14 protein-coding genes and 1 riboswitch are annotated in these 15,830 nt (G+C 65.2%); of the genes, 5 read left to right on the top strand and 9 right to left on the bottom strand.

The window, feature by feature from the left end:
* Positions 1–138: 138 nt before the first annotated feature.
* The 3 genes from ASE13_RS09935 to metE all read left to right on the top strand — a co-directional run bounded on the left by ASE13_RS09935 (position 139) and on the right by metE (position 4,869).
* On the top strand, positions 139–1,182 hold the full coding sequence (locus ASE13_RS09935) for a glycosyl hydrolase family 43 (protein WP_056614098.1): 1,044 nt from the start codon (positions 139–141) through the stop codon (positions 1,180–1,182).
* Between the two features lies 1 nt (position 1,183).
* Positions 1,184–2,209 (top strand): glycoside hydrolase family 43 protein, encoded by a 1,026-nt coding sequence (locus ASE13_RS09930; protein ID WP_321164338.1) that lies wholly within the window; start codon positions 1,184–1,186, stop codon positions 2,207–2,209.
* Between the two features lie 62 nt (positions 2,210–2,271).
* Positions 2,272–2,476: riboswitch (cobalamin riboswitch) on the top strand.
* 104 nt (positions 2,477–2,580) lie between these two features.
* The gene (gene metE, locus ASE13_RS09925) at positions 2,581–4,869 is read left to right on the top strand and encodes a 5-methyltetrahydropteroyltriglutamate--homocysteine S-methyltransferase (protein ID WP_056614096.1); all 2,289 of its coding nucleotides are present in this window, start codon (positions 2,581–2,583) and stop codon (positions 4,867–4,869) included.
* A gap of 131 nt (positions 4,870–5,000) precedes the next feature.
* Here metE and ASE13_RS09920 read toward each other — a convergent pair whose 3' ends face one another.
* The 6 genes from ASE13_RS09920 to ASE13_RS09900 form a co-directional block, all read right to left on the bottom strand.
* On the bottom strand, positions 5,001–5,231 hold the full coding sequence (locus ASE13_RS09920) for a hypothetical protein (protein ID WP_056614093.1): 231 nt from the start codon (positions 5,229–5,231) through the stop codon (positions 5,001–5,003).
* Positions 5,228–6,580: a M28 family metallopeptidase gene (locus ASE13_RS09915; RefSeq protein WP_235536906.1), complete on the bottom strand. Its 1,353-nt coding sequence runs from the start codon at positions 6,578–6,580 to the stop codon at positions 5,228–5,230. Before ASE13_RS09915 ends, ASE13_RS09920 begins: the two co-directional genes overlap by 4 nt.
* A gap of 480 nt (positions 6,581–7,060) precedes the next feature.
* A complete protein-coding gene (locus ASE13_RS09910; protein WP_056614088.1) occupies positions 7,061–7,501 on the bottom strand; it encodes a hypothetical protein in 441 nt (146 codons plus the stop codon).
* Between the two features lie 486 nt (positions 7,502–7,987).
* A complete protein-coding gene (locus ASE13_RS19815; protein WP_162254682.1) occupies positions 7,988–8,830 on the bottom strand; it encodes a hypothetical protein in 843 nt (280 codons plus the stop codon).
* A 1,047-nt stretch (positions 8,831–9,877) separates the two neighbouring features.
* Positions 9,878–10,336: a YaiI/YqxD family protein gene (locus tag ASE13_RS09905; protein WP_056614084.1), complete on the bottom strand. Its 459-nt coding sequence runs from the start codon at positions 10,334–10,336 to the stop codon at positions 9,878–9,880.
* 368 nt (positions 10,337–10,704) lie between these two features.
* Entirely contained in the window at positions 10,705–12,495 is a 1,791-nt protein-coding gene (locus ASE13_RS09900; RefSeq protein ID WP_056614081.1) for a DEAD/DEAH box helicase, read from the bottom strand.
* A 145-nt stretch (positions 12,496–12,640) separates the two neighbouring features.
* Between ASE13_RS09900 and ASE13_RS09895 the strand changes: the two genes are divergently transcribed.
* Entirely contained in the window at positions 12,641–13,045 is a 405-nt protein-coding gene (locus ASE13_RS09895) for a hypothetical protein (protein ID WP_056614079.1), read from the top strand.
* 21 nt (positions 13,046–13,066) lie between these two features.
* Here the strand turns inward: ASE13_RS09895 and ASE13_RS09890 are convergent, their stop codons facing one another.
* The 3 genes from ASE13_RS09890 to ASE13_RS09880 all read right to left on the bottom strand — a co-directional run bounded on the left by ASE13_RS09890 (position 13,067) and on the right by ASE13_RS09880 (position 15,182).
* The gene (locus ASE13_RS09890; protein ID WP_056614076.1) at positions 13,067–14,227 is read right to left on the bottom strand and encodes an NAD(P)/FAD-dependent oxidoreductase; all 1,161 of its coding nucleotides are present in this window, start codon (positions 14,225–14,227) and stop codon (positions 13,067–13,069) included.
* 184 nt (positions 14,228–14,411) lie between these two features.
* Positions 14,412–14,591: a hypothetical protein gene (locus ASE13_RS09885; protein WP_025494730.1), complete on the bottom strand. Its 180-nt coding sequence runs from the start codon at positions 14,589–14,591 to the stop codon at positions 14,412–14,414.
* 333 nt (positions 14,592–14,924) lie between these two features.
* Positions 14,925–15,182, bottom strand: a complete 258-nt coding sequence (locus ASE13_RS09880) for an SWIB/MDM2 domain-containing protein (RefSeq protein ID WP_056614073.1) — start codon at positions 15,180–15,182, stop codon at positions 14,925–14,927.
* A gap of 399 nt (positions 15,183–15,581) precedes the next feature.
* Here ASE13_RS09880 and ASE13_RS09875 point away from each other — a divergent pair, with 399 nt between their 5' ends.
* Entirely contained in the window at positions 15,582–15,824 is a 243-nt protein-coding gene (locus tag ASE13_RS09875) for a hypothetical protein (RefSeq protein ID WP_156404807.1), read from the top strand.
* Positions 15,825–15,830 lie beyond the last annotated feature (6 nt).

Raw genomic sequence — 15,830 nt, 5'->3', positions numbered from 1 at the left:
GAAAGATAGCAAACACCAGCATAATAAGCCCATTGATATGATAAATCTTGACACGGTGGCCTACGCTTTCGAGGATGCGGCGTAGGGCGCGTGAAGCGCGGTCGCGGGAGCAGGGTGCTGGCAAGACGATCGAGAGGGATGGCCGCGGTCATGCTGCTGCTGGCCGCGGCGACGACAACGGCGTCCGCGCAGCAGGCGCAGGTGCCGCCCGGCGCGCCCGAGGCCCCCTATGTCGATCCCGCCAAAGCCTATCTCTTCGCGCACATGACGAAGGCGCGCTACGGCGTCCTTTATTATTCGGTTAGCGAGGATGGGCTGCACTGGCGGCAGGTCAATGGCGGCCGTCCGGTCTCGGAGGAGTATCACGGCCACGCCTCGATCGCGCGCGGCGGCGACGGGCGCTATTTCCTCGTCGGCAACAAGAGCGACGAGGATCCCTATATCCGCTTCTGGGTTTCGAACGATCTGATCCGCTGGACGCCCTGGGGCACGTACAAGCCGGACCTTGCGAACATCCCGGGCCATGCGGGCGCGCTCCAGCGCATCGGCGCGCCCAAGCTGTTCTTCGATCAGCGATCGGGCAAGTTCCTGCTGACCTGGCACACACCGAATGTGCCCGGCGATCCGAAGGATCCCGAGCGTTATTGGGCCAGCCAGCGCACGCTCTATGTCCAGTCGCGCGATCTCAAGACCTTCGAGGGGGCTCCGCGGCGGCTGTTCGACTGGGACATGGCGACGATCGATACGATCATACAGCCCGACGATGGCGGGCCGGGCTATTGCGCGATCATCAAGGACGAACGCTATCCGTCGTACGACTGGACCACGGGCAAGACGATCCGGATGAGCTGCGCGCCGTCGCTGACCGGGCCGTATCCCCAGCCGGGTCCGCCGCTCAGCCCCAATTTCCGCGAGGCGCCGACATTGATCCGCGCGCCGAATAATCAGGACTGGCTGCTTTATTACGAGCAATATGCCGGCACGAGCTATGGCCTGTCCAAGGCGCCGCGGCTGCGCGGGCCCTGGTATCAGGTCTCGGGGAACAGCGGTGTCGCGGCGTGGGATCGCTATGCGATGCCGGCGGGTCTGCGCCACGGATCGATGATCCAGATCGACCGCAAGCAATATGACGCGATCGTCGCTGCCTTCCCCGGCAGCGTTCCGGCCGCCAGTGGAGAATGAAGTGCAGACCAAGTTTCTGATTCCCGTGCTCGCCGCGGCCTTCGCTCTGGTCGGGGCCGCCGATCCGGCGCAGGACCAACAGGCCGGGGCGAAGGATTTTACCAACCCGCTGCTCCCTTCGGGACCCGATCCGTCGGTCCACCGCGAAGGCGATACCTATTACTATATGCATACGCTGGGCGACCGGCTCGAGATCTGGCGGACGAAGGACATCACGGATCTCGCCCATGCCGAACGCAAGCTGGTCTGGAAGGCGCCGTCGGAGCCGGCCCCCAATGGCGTGGCGATCTGGGCGCCCGAGCTGCATCGTATCGATGGCAGCTGGTACATCTATTACACTGCCGCCGAGACCGGCCATAATGACGATGCCCATCGCGGCATCTTCGTCCTGCGCAACGATGCCAGCGATCCGCTCGCCGGCGAGTGGCGGGACATGGGCAAGCTGAAGACTCGATACACGGGCATTGACGGCACCACCTTCACGGCGGGCGGCAAGCGCTATTTCGTCTATTCGCCTTATGTCGGGCCGGACAGCGTATTGTCGATCGTCGCCATGCGCGATCCGGTGACGCTGGAGGGGCGGGAGACGATCATCGCGCGTCCCGACCAGAGCTGGGAGCGCCAGGGCGGGCGCCAGATCCTCGAAGGGCCGGCGTTCTTCCAGGGGCCGCGCGGCGACATCTATCTCTCCTATTCGGGAAGCGCCTGCTGGTCCGACGATTATGCGGTGGGGCTGCTGCATGCGAAGCCGGGCAGCGACCTGCTCGACCCGAAATCCTGGACCAAGCGCCTCCAGCCTGTGGTCGCCAAATCGGTCGCGGCGGGCGTCTATGCGCCCGGACACAATGGCTTCTTCACCGCGCCCGGGGGCGAGACCTGGATCGTCTATCACGCCAATCCGGGGCCTGACATGCGCTGCACGCCGAAGCGTTCGCCGCGGATTCAGCGCGTGAACTGGTCGCGTGACGGCCAGCCGCTATTCGCTCAGCCTTCGGGAGAGAGCGAACGGCTCGTCAAGCCGCGTTGATCTTGAGATGACGATATAAAGATATCTTTATATCGTACTTGACCGCGCCGCGGCGCGGTGCCAATCCTGATGCAGTCGAAGGTTCTTCGTCCGGGGCGTGCCCCGCGGCGGAGCTAAGACGGGAAGCCGGTGCGATGCCGGCGCTGCCCCCGCAACTGTAAGCGGTGAGCTGCGGTCCATAATGTCACTGGGGTTCGCGCCCCGGGAAGACGGACCGTCGGCTGTGACCCGCGAGCCAGGAGACCTGCCTGCGACGCATAACGTCCACCGGCGGGGTGTCCGGGCTGGCCGCTTGCATTCCGCCGCGGGTCGTCCTCGCGGCGCCTGCTCGTGTCTGGTCCATGCTCCGCCCCTCTTCGGGGTTGAAGAACATGACCGTCACGATTGCCACACTCGGTTTCCCGCGCATCGGGCCGCGCCGCGAATTGAAGCATGCGCTCGAGGCCTATTGGGCCGGCAAGACCTCTGAATCCGAACTGCTCGACGCCGCTTCGGGCCTGCGCACCGCAGCCTGGGCGCGGCAGAAGGCGCTCGGCGCCGACTGGCTGCCGTCGAACGACTTCTCGCTCTACGATCACGTCCTCGATACCAGCCTGATGCTGGGAGCGATCCCCGAGCGCTATCGTAGTGCCGACGGAGAGGCGGGGCTCTTGACCTATTTCGCGATGGCGCGCGGCACCACCGGCGAGGAAGACGGCTGCGGCCACACGCACGGCAGCGTCACTGCCTGCGAGATGACCAAGTGGTTCGACACCAATTACCATTATCTCGTGCCCGAGCTTGCGGCGGGGCAGAAACTGGCGCTCAATCGCCTGAAGATCGTCGACGAATATCGCGAGGCCAAGGCGCAAGGCTTCGATACACGGCCGGTGCTGCTCGGGCCGGTTACCTGGCTGAGCCTCGCCAAGGGGCGCGGAGTCGATCCGTTCGACATGCTCGACGAAGTGCTCGGGCTCTACGCCGCGATCCTCGGACAGCTCGCCCATGCCGGCGCCGAATGGGTGCAGATCGACGAGCCGGTGCTGGTGCTCGATCTCGACGAACGGCAGCGGCGCGCACTGACGCGGGCTTATGCCCGACTGTCGCGGGCGGGACCGAAGCTGATGCTCACCACCTATTTCGGCGGGCTCGGCGAGAACCTGTCCTTCGCCGCGGCGCTGCCGGTGGCAGGGTTGCACGTCGATCTGGTCCGCGCGCCCGAGCAACTCGATCCGCTGCTCAAGGCCGCACCGAAGACGATGCTGCTGTCGCTTGGAGTGATCGACGGCAGGAATGTGTGGCGCGCCGATCTCGACGTGCTGCTCGACCGCCTTGCTCCGATCGCGGTGACGCGCGATCTGGTGCTTGCGCCGTCCTGTTCGCTGCTCCATGTGCCGGTCGATCTGGCGCTCGAAAGCAAGCTCGGCGACGTGGCCGAGTGGCTCGCCTTCGCGGTGCAGAAGATCGAGGAGCTGTCGGTCCTCAAGCGTGCGCTCAACGACGGGCGGGCGAGCGTGGCAGGGGAGCTCGACAAGGCCTCACGTGCGAATGCCGATCGGCGGGCTTCGCCGCGGGTGCACAATCCGGAGGTCGCGGCGCGGACCGCGGCGGTGACCGATGCGATGTACGAGCGCCGCTCCGGCCTCGGCGCGCGGATCGCGGCGCAGGCGGCGGTGCTCGACCTGCCGGCCTTCCCGACGACGACGATCGGTTCGTTCCCGCAGACCGCCGAGGTCCGCAATGCCCGGGCGCGGCGCAATCGCGGCGAGCTGGACGGTGCTGCGTACGAGGCATTCCTGCGGGAAGAGACGGCGCGGACGATTGCGTGGCAGGAGGAAGTGGGGCTCGACATGCTCGTCCATGGCGAGTTCGAGCGCAACGACATGGTCCAGTATTTCGGCGAGCAGCTTTCGGGGTTCGCCTTCACCGTCAACGGCTGGGTGCAGAGCTACGGCTCGCGGTGCGTGCGGCCGCCGATCCTGTTCGGCGACGTCTCCCGGCCGCAGCCGATGACGGTGGAGTGGTGGCGGTACGCCCAGAGCCTCACGACCAAGCCGATGAAGGGGATGCTCACCGGGCCGGTGACGATCCTCAACTGGTCCTTCGTCCGGGACGACCAGCCGCGGGAGGCGTCGTGCCGGCAGATCGCGCTGGCGATCCGCGACGAGGTGGTCGATCTCGAGGCGGCGGGGTGCAAGGCGATCCAGATCGACGAGGCGGCGCTTCGGGAAGGGCTGCCGCTGCGCCGGCGGGACTGGCAGGCCTATCTCGACTGGGCGGTGGCCTGCTTCCGGCTCTCCGCCGCGGGGGTGGCGGACGCAACCCAGATCCACACGCACATGTGCTACTCCGAGTTCAACGACATCCTGCCGGCGATCGGCGCGATGGACGCCGATGTGATCTCGATCGAGACCGCCCGCTCGCAGATGGAGCTGCTCGAGGGCTTTGCCGCATATCGCTACCCGGGTGCGATCGGGCCGGGGGTGTACGACATCCACGCGCCGCGGGTGCCGGGCGAGGCGGAGATGGTGACGCTGATGCGGCTGGCGCAGCAGCACCTCAAGCCCGAGCAATTATGGGTGAACCCCGATTGCGGGCTCAAGACGCGCAAGTGGGACGAAGTGAAACCGGCGATCGAGGCGATGGTCGCCGCCGCACGGACGCTGCGCGCCGCGGCGTGAGGTAAACTCCCTCTCTCCGCTTGCGGGGAGAGGGTTGGGGGAGAGGGGGGTATCGATGGTGCATCCGGCTTGCCCCTCTCCCGACCTCACTTCGTTCGGCCACCCTCTCCCCTGAAGGGGAGAGGGAAGTATCAGTCCGCCGTTACCAGCGGGTGCTTGCCCCGGAAATCGTCGAGCAGGCGCTCGATGATCGCGTTCTCGCCGTTGCTGCCCGAGGGGGCGACCGACCAGTTGCAATGCGGATGCGTCTCCGCGCTGTAGACGCGGACCTTGCCCAAAGCCGCGCGCCAGTCGCGCTTGCTGCCGCCGGCCTTGCGCACCAGGGCCGTCACCAGCAGGTCCTGCAATTCGCCCGCGGTCATTGCTCGGTCGGGCGGCCGCCGGGCTTCCACTCGGGCTTCGCCTTGCTGTTCGCGAGGCCGGCCAGCGGCGCGACCAGCGACTGGATCGCCCGGGCCATGAAGGGCAGATCGAGCCGCTCGATCGTGTCCTCGGGCGTGTGATAGGTCGGGACCGTCGCCCAGCCCGAGACGGTGTGCGCGACCACGCCCTTGAGCGCCAAGGCGTAATTGTCCGAGCGCTGGAAGAAGTTCTGCTCGGGGTAGGGATCGGTGGTGACCAAAGCGCCGTGCGCCTTCAGCGTCTCGCCGAAGGTCGAGCGTTCGAACCCAGTCATCATCATCGTGCCGGCGGGGAGCTTGGGATCCTGCTGGCCGATCATCTCGATCTCGAGATTGGCGACGATCTCCGAGAGCGGCACCGGCGGATGCTCGGCGAACCAGCGCGCGCCGAAGCCGCCGGCTTCCTCGCTGCCATAGGCCACGAACAGGATGCCGCGGCGGTGCTTCCGGGTCGAGAGCGTGCGCGCCAGCTCGAGCACCGCGGCGGTGCCCGAGGCGTCGTCATTGGCGCCGTACATCACCTTGCCGTCGGGGCGGACGCCGAGATGGTCGACATGCGCGGTGATCAGCAGCACGCCCGCCTTCGGGTCGGTGCCGGGGAGCCAGCCCAGCGCATTGGTGGTGACCTGCGCCTGCTCGACCAAGCCGGGCAATTCGAGCGCCACGTCGGCGCCGTCCTGCGCGGCGAGCCTGTCGAACGCGGCGTCGGCAAGCGCGACGACGGTCGGGCGGAGGCGCGGCGTCTCCCCCTTGATGTAGCGGGGCAGGCGGGGGCGGCCGCCGATGCGCTCGTAATAGCCGCGGACCTGCTCGGTGGCGCGGATGATCACCAGCTTGACCTTGGACGGATCCACGCCGCCGGCGAATTGCAGCCCGTTGACCCCCGTGCCGGTGACGATCACCGCGTCGGCGGCGGGGACGGCCTTGGGATCGGTGCCGGCGAACACCACGAGCTTGCCGCGGACCGGCTGGCCCATGGAGGAGAAGAGCAACGGCGCCTCGACCGCGGCGCCGTTGGCAGTGAGCACCGGCGTGCCGTCGAGCCGCAGGCTGACCACGTCGACCGGCTGGGTGTAGCCGGTCATCCCCGGCGCCGTGGCGAGGCCATAGCCGCGGAACATCGCCGCGACATAGGCGGCCGCCGCGGCCTCGTCCGGCGTCGCGCTGCCGCGGCCGCGCAGCGCCGGGCCGGCGAGGATGTCGACATGGGCGCGGACATGCTCGGGGGTGACCTTCGCCGGCGCGCGCTGGGCGGTGGCGGGCGTGGCGAGGCCCGTCGCCAGCGCGCCGGCGAGGAGGATGGTCTTCAATCTGTGCATAGTGCCCCGTGTCCTGGAATTTGCGCGGACCTTAAGAACGCGCGGGGAGGAGGGCAACGGGGCGCGAACGACAATGCCGGCTTTGACGCCGATCTGGTTGACACGGTTGACACGAAATGGGGTTTTGTGGGCGGCGTTGACTCGTCAAGTCATTGAAATCGCTGAATGGGCCTTCTGGCGCGGTTGACACGATGCGGGGCCTGCGCAGCAGTGTAGCGGCCCAAAGGTCACACGAAGGTCACACTGGTGGGGAGGGGCATCCCCGCGCCGCTTGTGCGACGGCTGCGCGCTGGCTTGACGACGCCAACCTCACGCGCACGCGCCATGCGGCGCGGTGCTGCAAGCAGGATCGGTGCGACGAATCAAAGAGCGGGACGGCAAGGCCGACCGCCCGAGAGGCAAGCAGACGAAATCCTACATTGCAAGGGAGACCATCGCCGCGCGCGTGGTCGAAAGCGGGCCGCTATACGGTTATTGCAGTCGAAGCAGAGGCGCGCCTGGTCCCGTTCTTATCTCGATCACGCGCATTCCATCGAACCGAAATGCCGTCATTGCATTTCCCTTGCCTCGCTGCGGGCCGCAGTTCCATTGCACCGACACCCAGTTGATGCCGCTGCCGCCAGGCCTGCTCGGCTTGCATTCGTTGAACTGCTCCAAGGACGCGGCCGAAAAAGGAGCATCGTTACGCTCCCGGGGGCTCGCATCGAAATCCGATGTATATTTCACCCCCAAGACCTTCAAGGATCGCAGCTTCGTCTGATCATTCTCGCGGACAGCATCTAAAATGCTGGCGACCACTCCGGCCCTCTGTCGGGCTACGGAGATGCCGCGTTGCAATTGCTCCCGATTGATCCCATCGGCATTTGGCCTTTGCTGGAACGCGAATAGGCCAAAGAGCAATAATTCCAGCATCAATCCGGTCCTCGAAATTGCGAAAGGTATTTAGCACATCGTCGATCACCGTGATGTGAAGATTGGCGGAGCTTAGGAAGCGGCGGGGCGAGGGCAACGGGGCGCGGGTGACAAGACCCGATTTGGTTGACTCGGTTGACTCGAAATGAGGTTTTGCGGGCGGCGTTGACACGCCACGACATTGAAACGACGCGATAATTTTTGAGACGCGGTTGGCACGCGCGCCGGGTTCGGGCCCGTGACGCGACACCCACGCTACACATACGCGCCACGCACGCGCCACCGGCGCTACAGGTACGCGCCACTGACGCGCCATCTAAGCGGCGGCTTGGCGTCGCCGAAGTCGCACGCGCGCGCCACGCGCCACGCGCGTTGGCCGGATGTTGCGAACTGGATCAATCCGAGGACCCCGATAACGGACGGCAAGGCCGACCCCTCGAGGCAAGCAGACAAAATCCTACATTGCAAGGTGGAGTAGTGTCGCTGTCAAAGGAGCCCGGATAGGCTTTTCAATATCGAGATGTGCTTTTCGGTGGCCAAAGGAGCCTCTGAAAAGAAAATATTGTCTTCAAAATTAGTATTGGCGCGGCGTTCTATCAAGAATCTTGCCGGTTGTAGGGGGGTAGATAACTTAGGATCTGCTACTAGAGCAATCGTATTAAGCGCATAAGCGGCAGAAATGCCGTCGACAGAGAGGCATTCGGAAATATAATCTGTAGCGCCCTGAAGGGCATCTGTAAGTTTAAACATGTTCTCGTCGCTAAATTCCACTGAACTAGAATAAAGACGAGACACTGTATCAGATTCTATAAATTTCATCGGAAAATTTGATTGAGCCCATACGAATAAATCCTCTATAATATCGTCTAATTGTTCAGTAGGTGCTTCAGCCTCAATAGAAATTGCGGCGGAATATAAATCCAACTTATTTATATTTGTGTTATCAAATCTTCCGATCTGAAATTTTACTGGCCCGTCTCCACTTATGTCTGAAGCTTTCGTGGGATATTCAAAAAAACGGTACCGCTCTCTAATTCCAGCGATGAAGTCGGGCAGGTAGTAATCAGTCCCTAATTCCGCATTTCCAAGGCGTATATTAGTACTTTTCAATATCTTAACAATTTGCATTTTGGTTCCCGATCCCGCCTTGGATAGACGCAATGCTAAAGAGCGGCGTGGCATCTTGGGTAGATCCAGCGCGAGGGAGCAGCATTTTGATATCCGGTTTTTTTGGAGGATCATTACATCCTTGAGAGGATTCCAACATTCGTAAATATGCGTCGTAATTTCGTGGTGGGCTAGTGAAAGGGGATGACGACGTAGCGTCAAGTTCCTCTCCAGAGGCGGCCAAAAGCAGATCGCTAACCGTATCTAGGGTCCAGTTTCCCGGAGCGGACAGGAGGCGGGTGACGATTTCGGGGCGCTTTCCCATCCTGCGCGCGAGTTTCGCGCGCGTCATCCCCTTGCCTTCCGCCATTCGAAAATTCGAGATAACGAGCGTATATAGTCGGTTGCGAAGGCGGGACTGAAAATACGCGCGCGTAGCGGCCGAAATTACCTCCCCAGATTCTATCTCAGATGTGATAGTATTTGGTCCGGAAGTAGTCATTTATATGATCTCCTGTTATGCCCGGCCACATTGGCATAAGCGAATTCCAGAGGCGTTTTGCCTCCGTTATCAGGGCTTTCCACTCATCCGAATCTGCATCTCCTAATGGCCCCCGCGCTATGTAATCACAGGCTTGGGAGCGGGCAGCGGGAACAAGTGCTACAAAAGCGTCCTGGGCGGCAAACTTTCCAACAACACGAATCCCGGGCCGAGGGGACTGACTGCGAAAATCCCAAATCCCGTCCGAGGCTGGGCTTAGCAGCCCCATACGGGCATTCCGCGCCTTGCGCGGTATTGTGCAAACGCCAATTTCTTCGCCCGACACAAACGCGTCGAAATCAGCCCGGAGGCTTCCGCACCTCCGCTCCGCGGCAACATGCGGCCAAGGCCCACACACCAGCTTATTCACCTCCTGCGTTGCGAATATCCTTCGCTCGATCGACTGCCCCGGCAGCCAAGGGCGCACCTGATAAAGGCGACCACAGGCAACCAAGCCATCTATCCAGCCTTCTATTGACATATAAGTCAACATCTCCTTACCGGCAAGGATGATTGCATGGAAGAGGGCTTCGGAACGAGCTAAATTAGAATGCCTTCCGCAGGCTGGAAAACCATGTTGCACGCGAGGGTGGGGCACCCACCGCTTGAGGGCGCTGGAGATATCGTCCAAATGGACGAGCTGGCACCAACTCCTGGGAGGCGGCCCAAAAAGCGCGGCTTAGATTGGGCTCAATTCGCCCATTCCCCCCTTCAAGGGAGAGGGGAGGTCAGCCGCTCCGCTTCACCGCCACCACCGCCGTATCCAGCGCCTGCAGGAAGCGCGAGCGATCCGCCGGCGCGAAGGGCTTTGGGCCGCCGAGCTGGTCGCCGCCCGCGCGCAGGTCGGCCATGATGGCTCGCGTGGCGATGGCGCTGCCGATCGAGCTGGTGGTGAAGGGCTTGCCGGTGGGGGAGAGGACGCGGGCGCCGGCTTTCAGCGCGCGGTCGGCGAGGAGGATGTCGGCGGTGATCACGATCGCGCCGGGGGCGGATTGCTCGGCGATCCAGTCGTCGGCGGCGTCGAAGGCGTCGCTCACCACCTGGCGGCCGAGCAAGGGATGCTGGGGCACGCGGAGGTGCTGGTTGCTGACCACGACCACGGGGACCTCGTGGCGGAAGGCGACCTTGTAGATCTCCTCCTTTACCGGGCAGGCATCGGCGTCGACTAGGATGCGGGGGATGGGCATCTGGGTTTCCCTTTGGAGCACGATGGCTTGCGGTTGAATCGTACACGCCTTCCGTTCGTTTCGAGCGCAAGTCGAGAAACGTGGTGGTTCGCCTGGCCCGGTTTCTCGACTTCGCTCGAAACGAACGGAGTGGGGGAGATCGTCGCGTTCTTTTGAACGCGTCACCCGGCGGCAGAGGCATCCATCCAATTACTGCTTTGATGCGATCCCAAATTGAGGACGCAACTCAAGACGCGTCATCCCCGCGAAAGCGGGGACCCATCTCCAGCACCGTCCACGAGCGCGCCGGGTGCATTTCGTCGCGCGATCAGGAGATGGGTCCCCGCTTTCGCGGGGATGACGAAGAGAGGTTCGGCGGGGAAAAGCGTTCAGCGCTGCGGCGGGGGCTTGCGGTGGGGTTTGGCCTTGTAGGGGGTCTGGGGGCGGCTGGGGTCCTGGCGGCGCAGGGTCGGGCGGCCTTCGCCCTGGTGCGGGGGACGGGGGCCGCTGTGGTGCGAGGGGCGGCCGCCACCGCCGCCGCCCTGGTGGGGGCCGCGGGCGCCGCCGCCATGTTGCGGCGGGCCGTCGCGCGAGGGCTCGATGCGGACGTCTTCGTCGCCTTCATGGGTGCGGGCGATGGCGGCGGCGAACTTGGCGGCGATGGCGCTGGGGACCTGGAAGAAGGTCTCGTTCGGGCCGATGCGGATCGCGCCGATCTCGTTCTTGGTGATGTGGCCGCGGCGGCAGATCAGGGGCAGGATCCAGCGCGGATCGGCGTTCTGGCGGCGGCCGATGTCCATGTGGAACCAGGCGATATCGTCGAAGCCGGGGCGGTGGCGCTCCTGCTGGGCTGCACGGCGCCCTTCAGGAGTCTGCTCGATCATCTCCTCGGGCTGCGGCATCGCGGCGCGGTGGGCGTGGACGAGCGCGGCGGCGATCTCCTGCGGCGTCTTCTCGGCGAGCAGGCGCTCGGCGAGGGCGGCATCCTCCTCGTCGGTCTCTACGGGGGCGAGGAGGGCCGCAAGGAGCCGCTCGCGATCATTGGCGCGGATCGCCTCGGGCGTCGGCGCGTCGATCCATTCGGCGTTGATGCGCGCGCCCTTGAGCATCATCTCGACGCGGCGGCGGCGCGGATAGGGGACCAGGAGGACGGCGGTGCCCTTCTTGCCGGCGCGGCCGGTGCGGCCCGAACGGTGCTGGAGCGCCTCGGCGTCGCGCGGCAGCTCGACATGGATGACGAGGCTGAGCGTGGGCAGATCGATGCCGCGCGCGGCGACGTCGGTGGCGACACAGACCCGGGCACGGCGATCGCGCAGGGCCTGGAGCGCGTGGTTGCGCTCGGACTGGCTGTGCTCGCCGGAGAGGGCGACGGCGGAGAAGCCGCGCTCGACGAGGGTGGCGTGCAAATGGCGGACATTGTCGCGGGTGGCGCAGAACAGCATCGCGGTCTCGGCTTCGTGGAAGCGGAGCAGGTTGATGACGGCGTGCTCGATGTCCGACGGCGAGATGGTGACGCACTGGTAGGCGATGTCGCCATGGCCGCGATCCTCGCCGACGGTCGAGATGCGCAGCGCGTCCTTCTGGTAGCGGCGGGCGAGCGCGACGATCGGCTTGGGCATCGTGGCGGAGAAGAGGAGGGTGCGGCGCTCGTTGGGTGTAGCGTCGAGGATGTGCTCGAGATCGTCGCGGAAGCCCATGTCGAGCATCTCGTCGGCTTCGTCGAGCACGGCGGCGCGGAGGGCAGAGAGGTCGAGCGCGCCGCGTTCGAGATGGTCGCGCAGGCGGCCGGGCGTGCCGACGACGATGTGCGCGCCGTGGTTGAGCTGTCGGCGCTCCTTCGAGGCATCCATCCCACCGACGCAGGTGGCGATGCGCGCGCCGGTGGGGCCGTAGAGCCAGATCAGCTCACGGCTGACCTGAAGGGCCAGTTCACGCGTGGGAGCGATGATCAAGGCGAGCGGCGCGCGGGCGGGGGCGACGCGGCCGTCCTCGCCGAGCAGGTCGTCGGCCATGGCGATGCCGAAGGCGACGGTCTTGCCCGAGCCGGTCTGGGCGGAGACGACGAGGTCGCGGCCCTTCGCTTCGGGCTCGAGGACGGCGGCCTGGACGGGCGTGGGCGCGGAGTAATCACGCGCGGCGAGCGCTTCGGCGAGAAGCGCGGGGAGGTTCTGGAATTCCATGGAACCGCGCACATGGGGGTGCGGAGGGGGAAGGGCAAGCGAATTCGCGGTTGGCGGTGGAAGTCCTGAGGCGGGCGGGGGATTAAGCGGCGGTTCAGTCGGCGGGGGAGAGGCTGGGTGGAAGGGCTCGAATGGGGAGACTGGTATGCGTGTGCTCGCACTCGGATCTTTGGTTCTCGCGCTCGTCGCGGCCACGCCGGCCTCGGCGCAATTGACACGTGCGATGCGCGACTATTCGGGCGCGCGGGCGCCGATCCGCGGCGACATCAGGCTGCCGGCGCCGGTCAATCCGACCCTTGGGCGCAGTGTCTCGGTGTCGCGCGAGGTCGGCGCTATCCGGGAGCAGATCGACGCCGGCCGGGAGGCGGGTCAGCTCGACCGGAGAGAGGCGCGGGCGCTGCGCCGCGAGGGGCGCCGGATCGAGGCGGCAAGTGCGCGTTATGGCCGCGACGGCTATTCGGACGCCGAGATCGCGATGCTGCGGACCCGCACCGAGGCGCTGCGCAGCGCGACGGTGGCGAAGCGGACGCAGGGGCTGCAGGGCAAATAAGCCCCGACCTCCGTTTCTTTCTCAGAGCGCCTGCGCGGCGGCCCAGCCGCTGGCCCAGGCCCATTGGAAATTATAGCCGCCCAGCCAGCCGGTGACGTCGACTGCCTCGCCGATCGCGTAGAAGCCGGGGACTTTGCGGGCTTCCATGGTTTGCGAGGAGAGGTCGGCGGTGCTGATCCCGCCGATCGTGACTTCGGCCTTGGCGAAGCCTTCGGTGCCATTGGGGAGGAAAGGCCAGGCGGCGAGGCGGCGTTCGGCTTCCTGCAGCTTGCGATCGGGGAGGTTGGCGAGCTCGCCGGGGAGGGCGAGTTGTTCGGCCAGCGTCTCGGCGAGGCGATCGGGGAGGGCTTCGGCGAGGGTCTTGCGCAGCGTCGTGCGGGGGCGGGCGCGCTTGATTTCGACCAGCCAGTTGGCGGGGCGGTGGGGCAAGAAGTCGATATGGATCGGCTCGCCGTGGCGCCAATAGCTCGAGATCTGGAGGATCGCGGGGCCCGAGAGGCCGCGATGGGTGAAGAGCGCGGCTTCGGGAAAGGCGGCCTTGCCCGCGCGGGCGATCACGTCGGTCGCGACGCCGGAGAGTTCGCGGAACAGGGCCTGGTCGGGGGGCAGCGTGAGGGGCACGAGCGCGGGGCGGGGCTCGACCACCTTGAGGCCGAAGCGGCGGGCGAGATCGTAAGCGAAGCCGGTGGCGCCCATCTTTGGGATCGACGGGCCGCCGGTGGCGATCACCAATGCGGGGGCTTCGTCGTCGCCGACGCGGTAGCGGCCGTCGGCGTGCGCGATCTCACCGACGGGGCGGCCGGTGCGGATCTCGACCTGGCCGCGCGCGCATTCGTCGAGCAGCATGTCGACGATCTGGCGCGCCGAGCCGTCGCAGAACAGCTGGCCGAGCGTCTTTTCGTGCCAGGCGATGCGGTGGCGCTCGACCAAAGCGAGGAAGTCCTGTGCGGTGTAGCGGCCCAGCGCCGACTTGGCGAAATGCGGGTTGGCCGAGAGATAGCGATCGGGCGCGGTGTGGATATTGGTGAAGTTGCAGCGGCCGCCGCCGGAGATCAGGATCTTCTTGCCGACTTCGCTCGCGTGATCGAGCAGCAGCACGCGGCGGCCGCGCTGGCCGGCGACTGCGGCGCACATCAGGCCGGCGGCGCCGGCGCCTAGGATGATGGCGTCGTAGGTGGGCATGAAGGCGCGTTAGACGGGAAGGAGCAGGTTCGTAAGCCTGCCAATCGCGAATATCGACCCCATCGTCATCCCCGCGAAAGCGGGGACCCATCTCCTGCCCGTGCAACGCGCATCACAGCCGTTATATTACGGGAGAGCAAACGAGATGGGTCCCCGCTTTCGCGGGGATGACGAAAGTGCGCCATCAATGCAGCTTGGCGATGCTCAGGCCGTCGAGCTTGGCGCGTTCCTTGACCGATTCCTCGCTGCGGGTCAGCGCCTTGGCGATCGCCCGCAGGGGCATGCCCTTCTTGGCGAGGGTGTGCAGCTTCTGGATCTCGTCGGTCCGCCAGGGCTGGCGGTGGCGTTCGAAACGCTCGGACATGCTCGTCTCCTGTTCAGTCCCGCAATGCCAGCCTGGCGGACGTGTGGCCAGTTCCAGGGGAAATTGCTCCATATCCGCTGGAGGCGAAGATTTCTGTGGAAAAGCTTGGAAAATGGGCCCCGGAGAAGGCCGCAGTAGCCGGATTTGGCCCCGATTTGGCGCTCGACGAGTCGGGTGCCGAGGAGTCGCATGGGGCCCGGACGCTCCACACACTGATCTGTTCGGCGGCCGATTCCGCCTCTGCGCTCGACTGAAACGCGAACGGGGCGGGCCTCTTCCGAGACCCGCCCCGCTGCTGTCTGTCAGGCGTGCCGGCGTCTGCCGGCGGCAGCCTTACTTGACGTGCTTCGAGATGTGCTTGTTCATCTCGAACATCGTGACCTTGTCCGCGCCGAAGATCGGCTTCAGGGTCGCGTCAGCCAGAATTTCCCGCTTGTTTTCAGGGTTCTGGAGGTTGTTCTTCTTGATGTAGGCCCACATCTTGCTGACGATCTCGCTGCGCGGCAGATCGGCGGTGCCGACGATCTTGGCCAGCTCCGGCGACGGCGTCACCGGCTTTGCGATGCCACCACGTGCTTTAGTCTCGGCCATTTTCTCTTCTCCTGTTCGCACCCGTTCCCGGGCTATTCCTTCGTCAGCGCCCCCGGCTCGTGCGAAGCCCTTTCCGTGGTGTCGCTCTCGACGATGCTGTGGTTCGTGCCCGGATGCACGAACCTGACCCCCTTTGATCGTGGTATCGCGCGTCTGTCTAGAGAGCAGTTTGGGGTGTGCGGCGCGTCCATGCGATTTCCCGGGCGTCCCGTCGCTCTCGCACAAATGCGATTTTTTAGGATTTATCTAGCAATTACAAATACAAAGATCTTGTCGACATACCAGGTTGCGCTTCGGCAACGCTTCGTCGCGTTCGGGAGCCGCCCTGGCGGAAAGCGTGGGCGTTGGAAGCGCGCCCCCGCGCATGCTAACGGTGCGGCGCTCCAAGGGGGGATGAAGATGCGCGTGCTGCTGGTTGGGGGATTGCTGGCTCTGGCGGGGTGCGGCGGTGGCGGGACCACCGGCACCAATTATTCGGATCCGCCGCCCATGGCCGAGATCGTCGCGACGCCCAGCCCCCGGCCGAGCGAGACGCCCGAAGAAGCTCCAGCTGCCACGGAAGAGCCCGCGCCGGACAATGCTGCGGAACCTGCAGCGGACAATGCGGTGGATGCCGAGGCGGTGGCGAACACTACTGCCTGATCGGGA

Source organism: Sphingomonas sp. Root241, from assembly GCF_001428865.1.
GTDB lineage: Bacteria > Pseudomonadota > Alphaproteobacteria > Sphingomonadales > Sphingomonadaceae > Sphingomonas.
The sequence above is the reverse complement of the archived record's forward strand: the minus strand, read 5'-3'. Positions and strand labels throughout refer to the sequence as shown.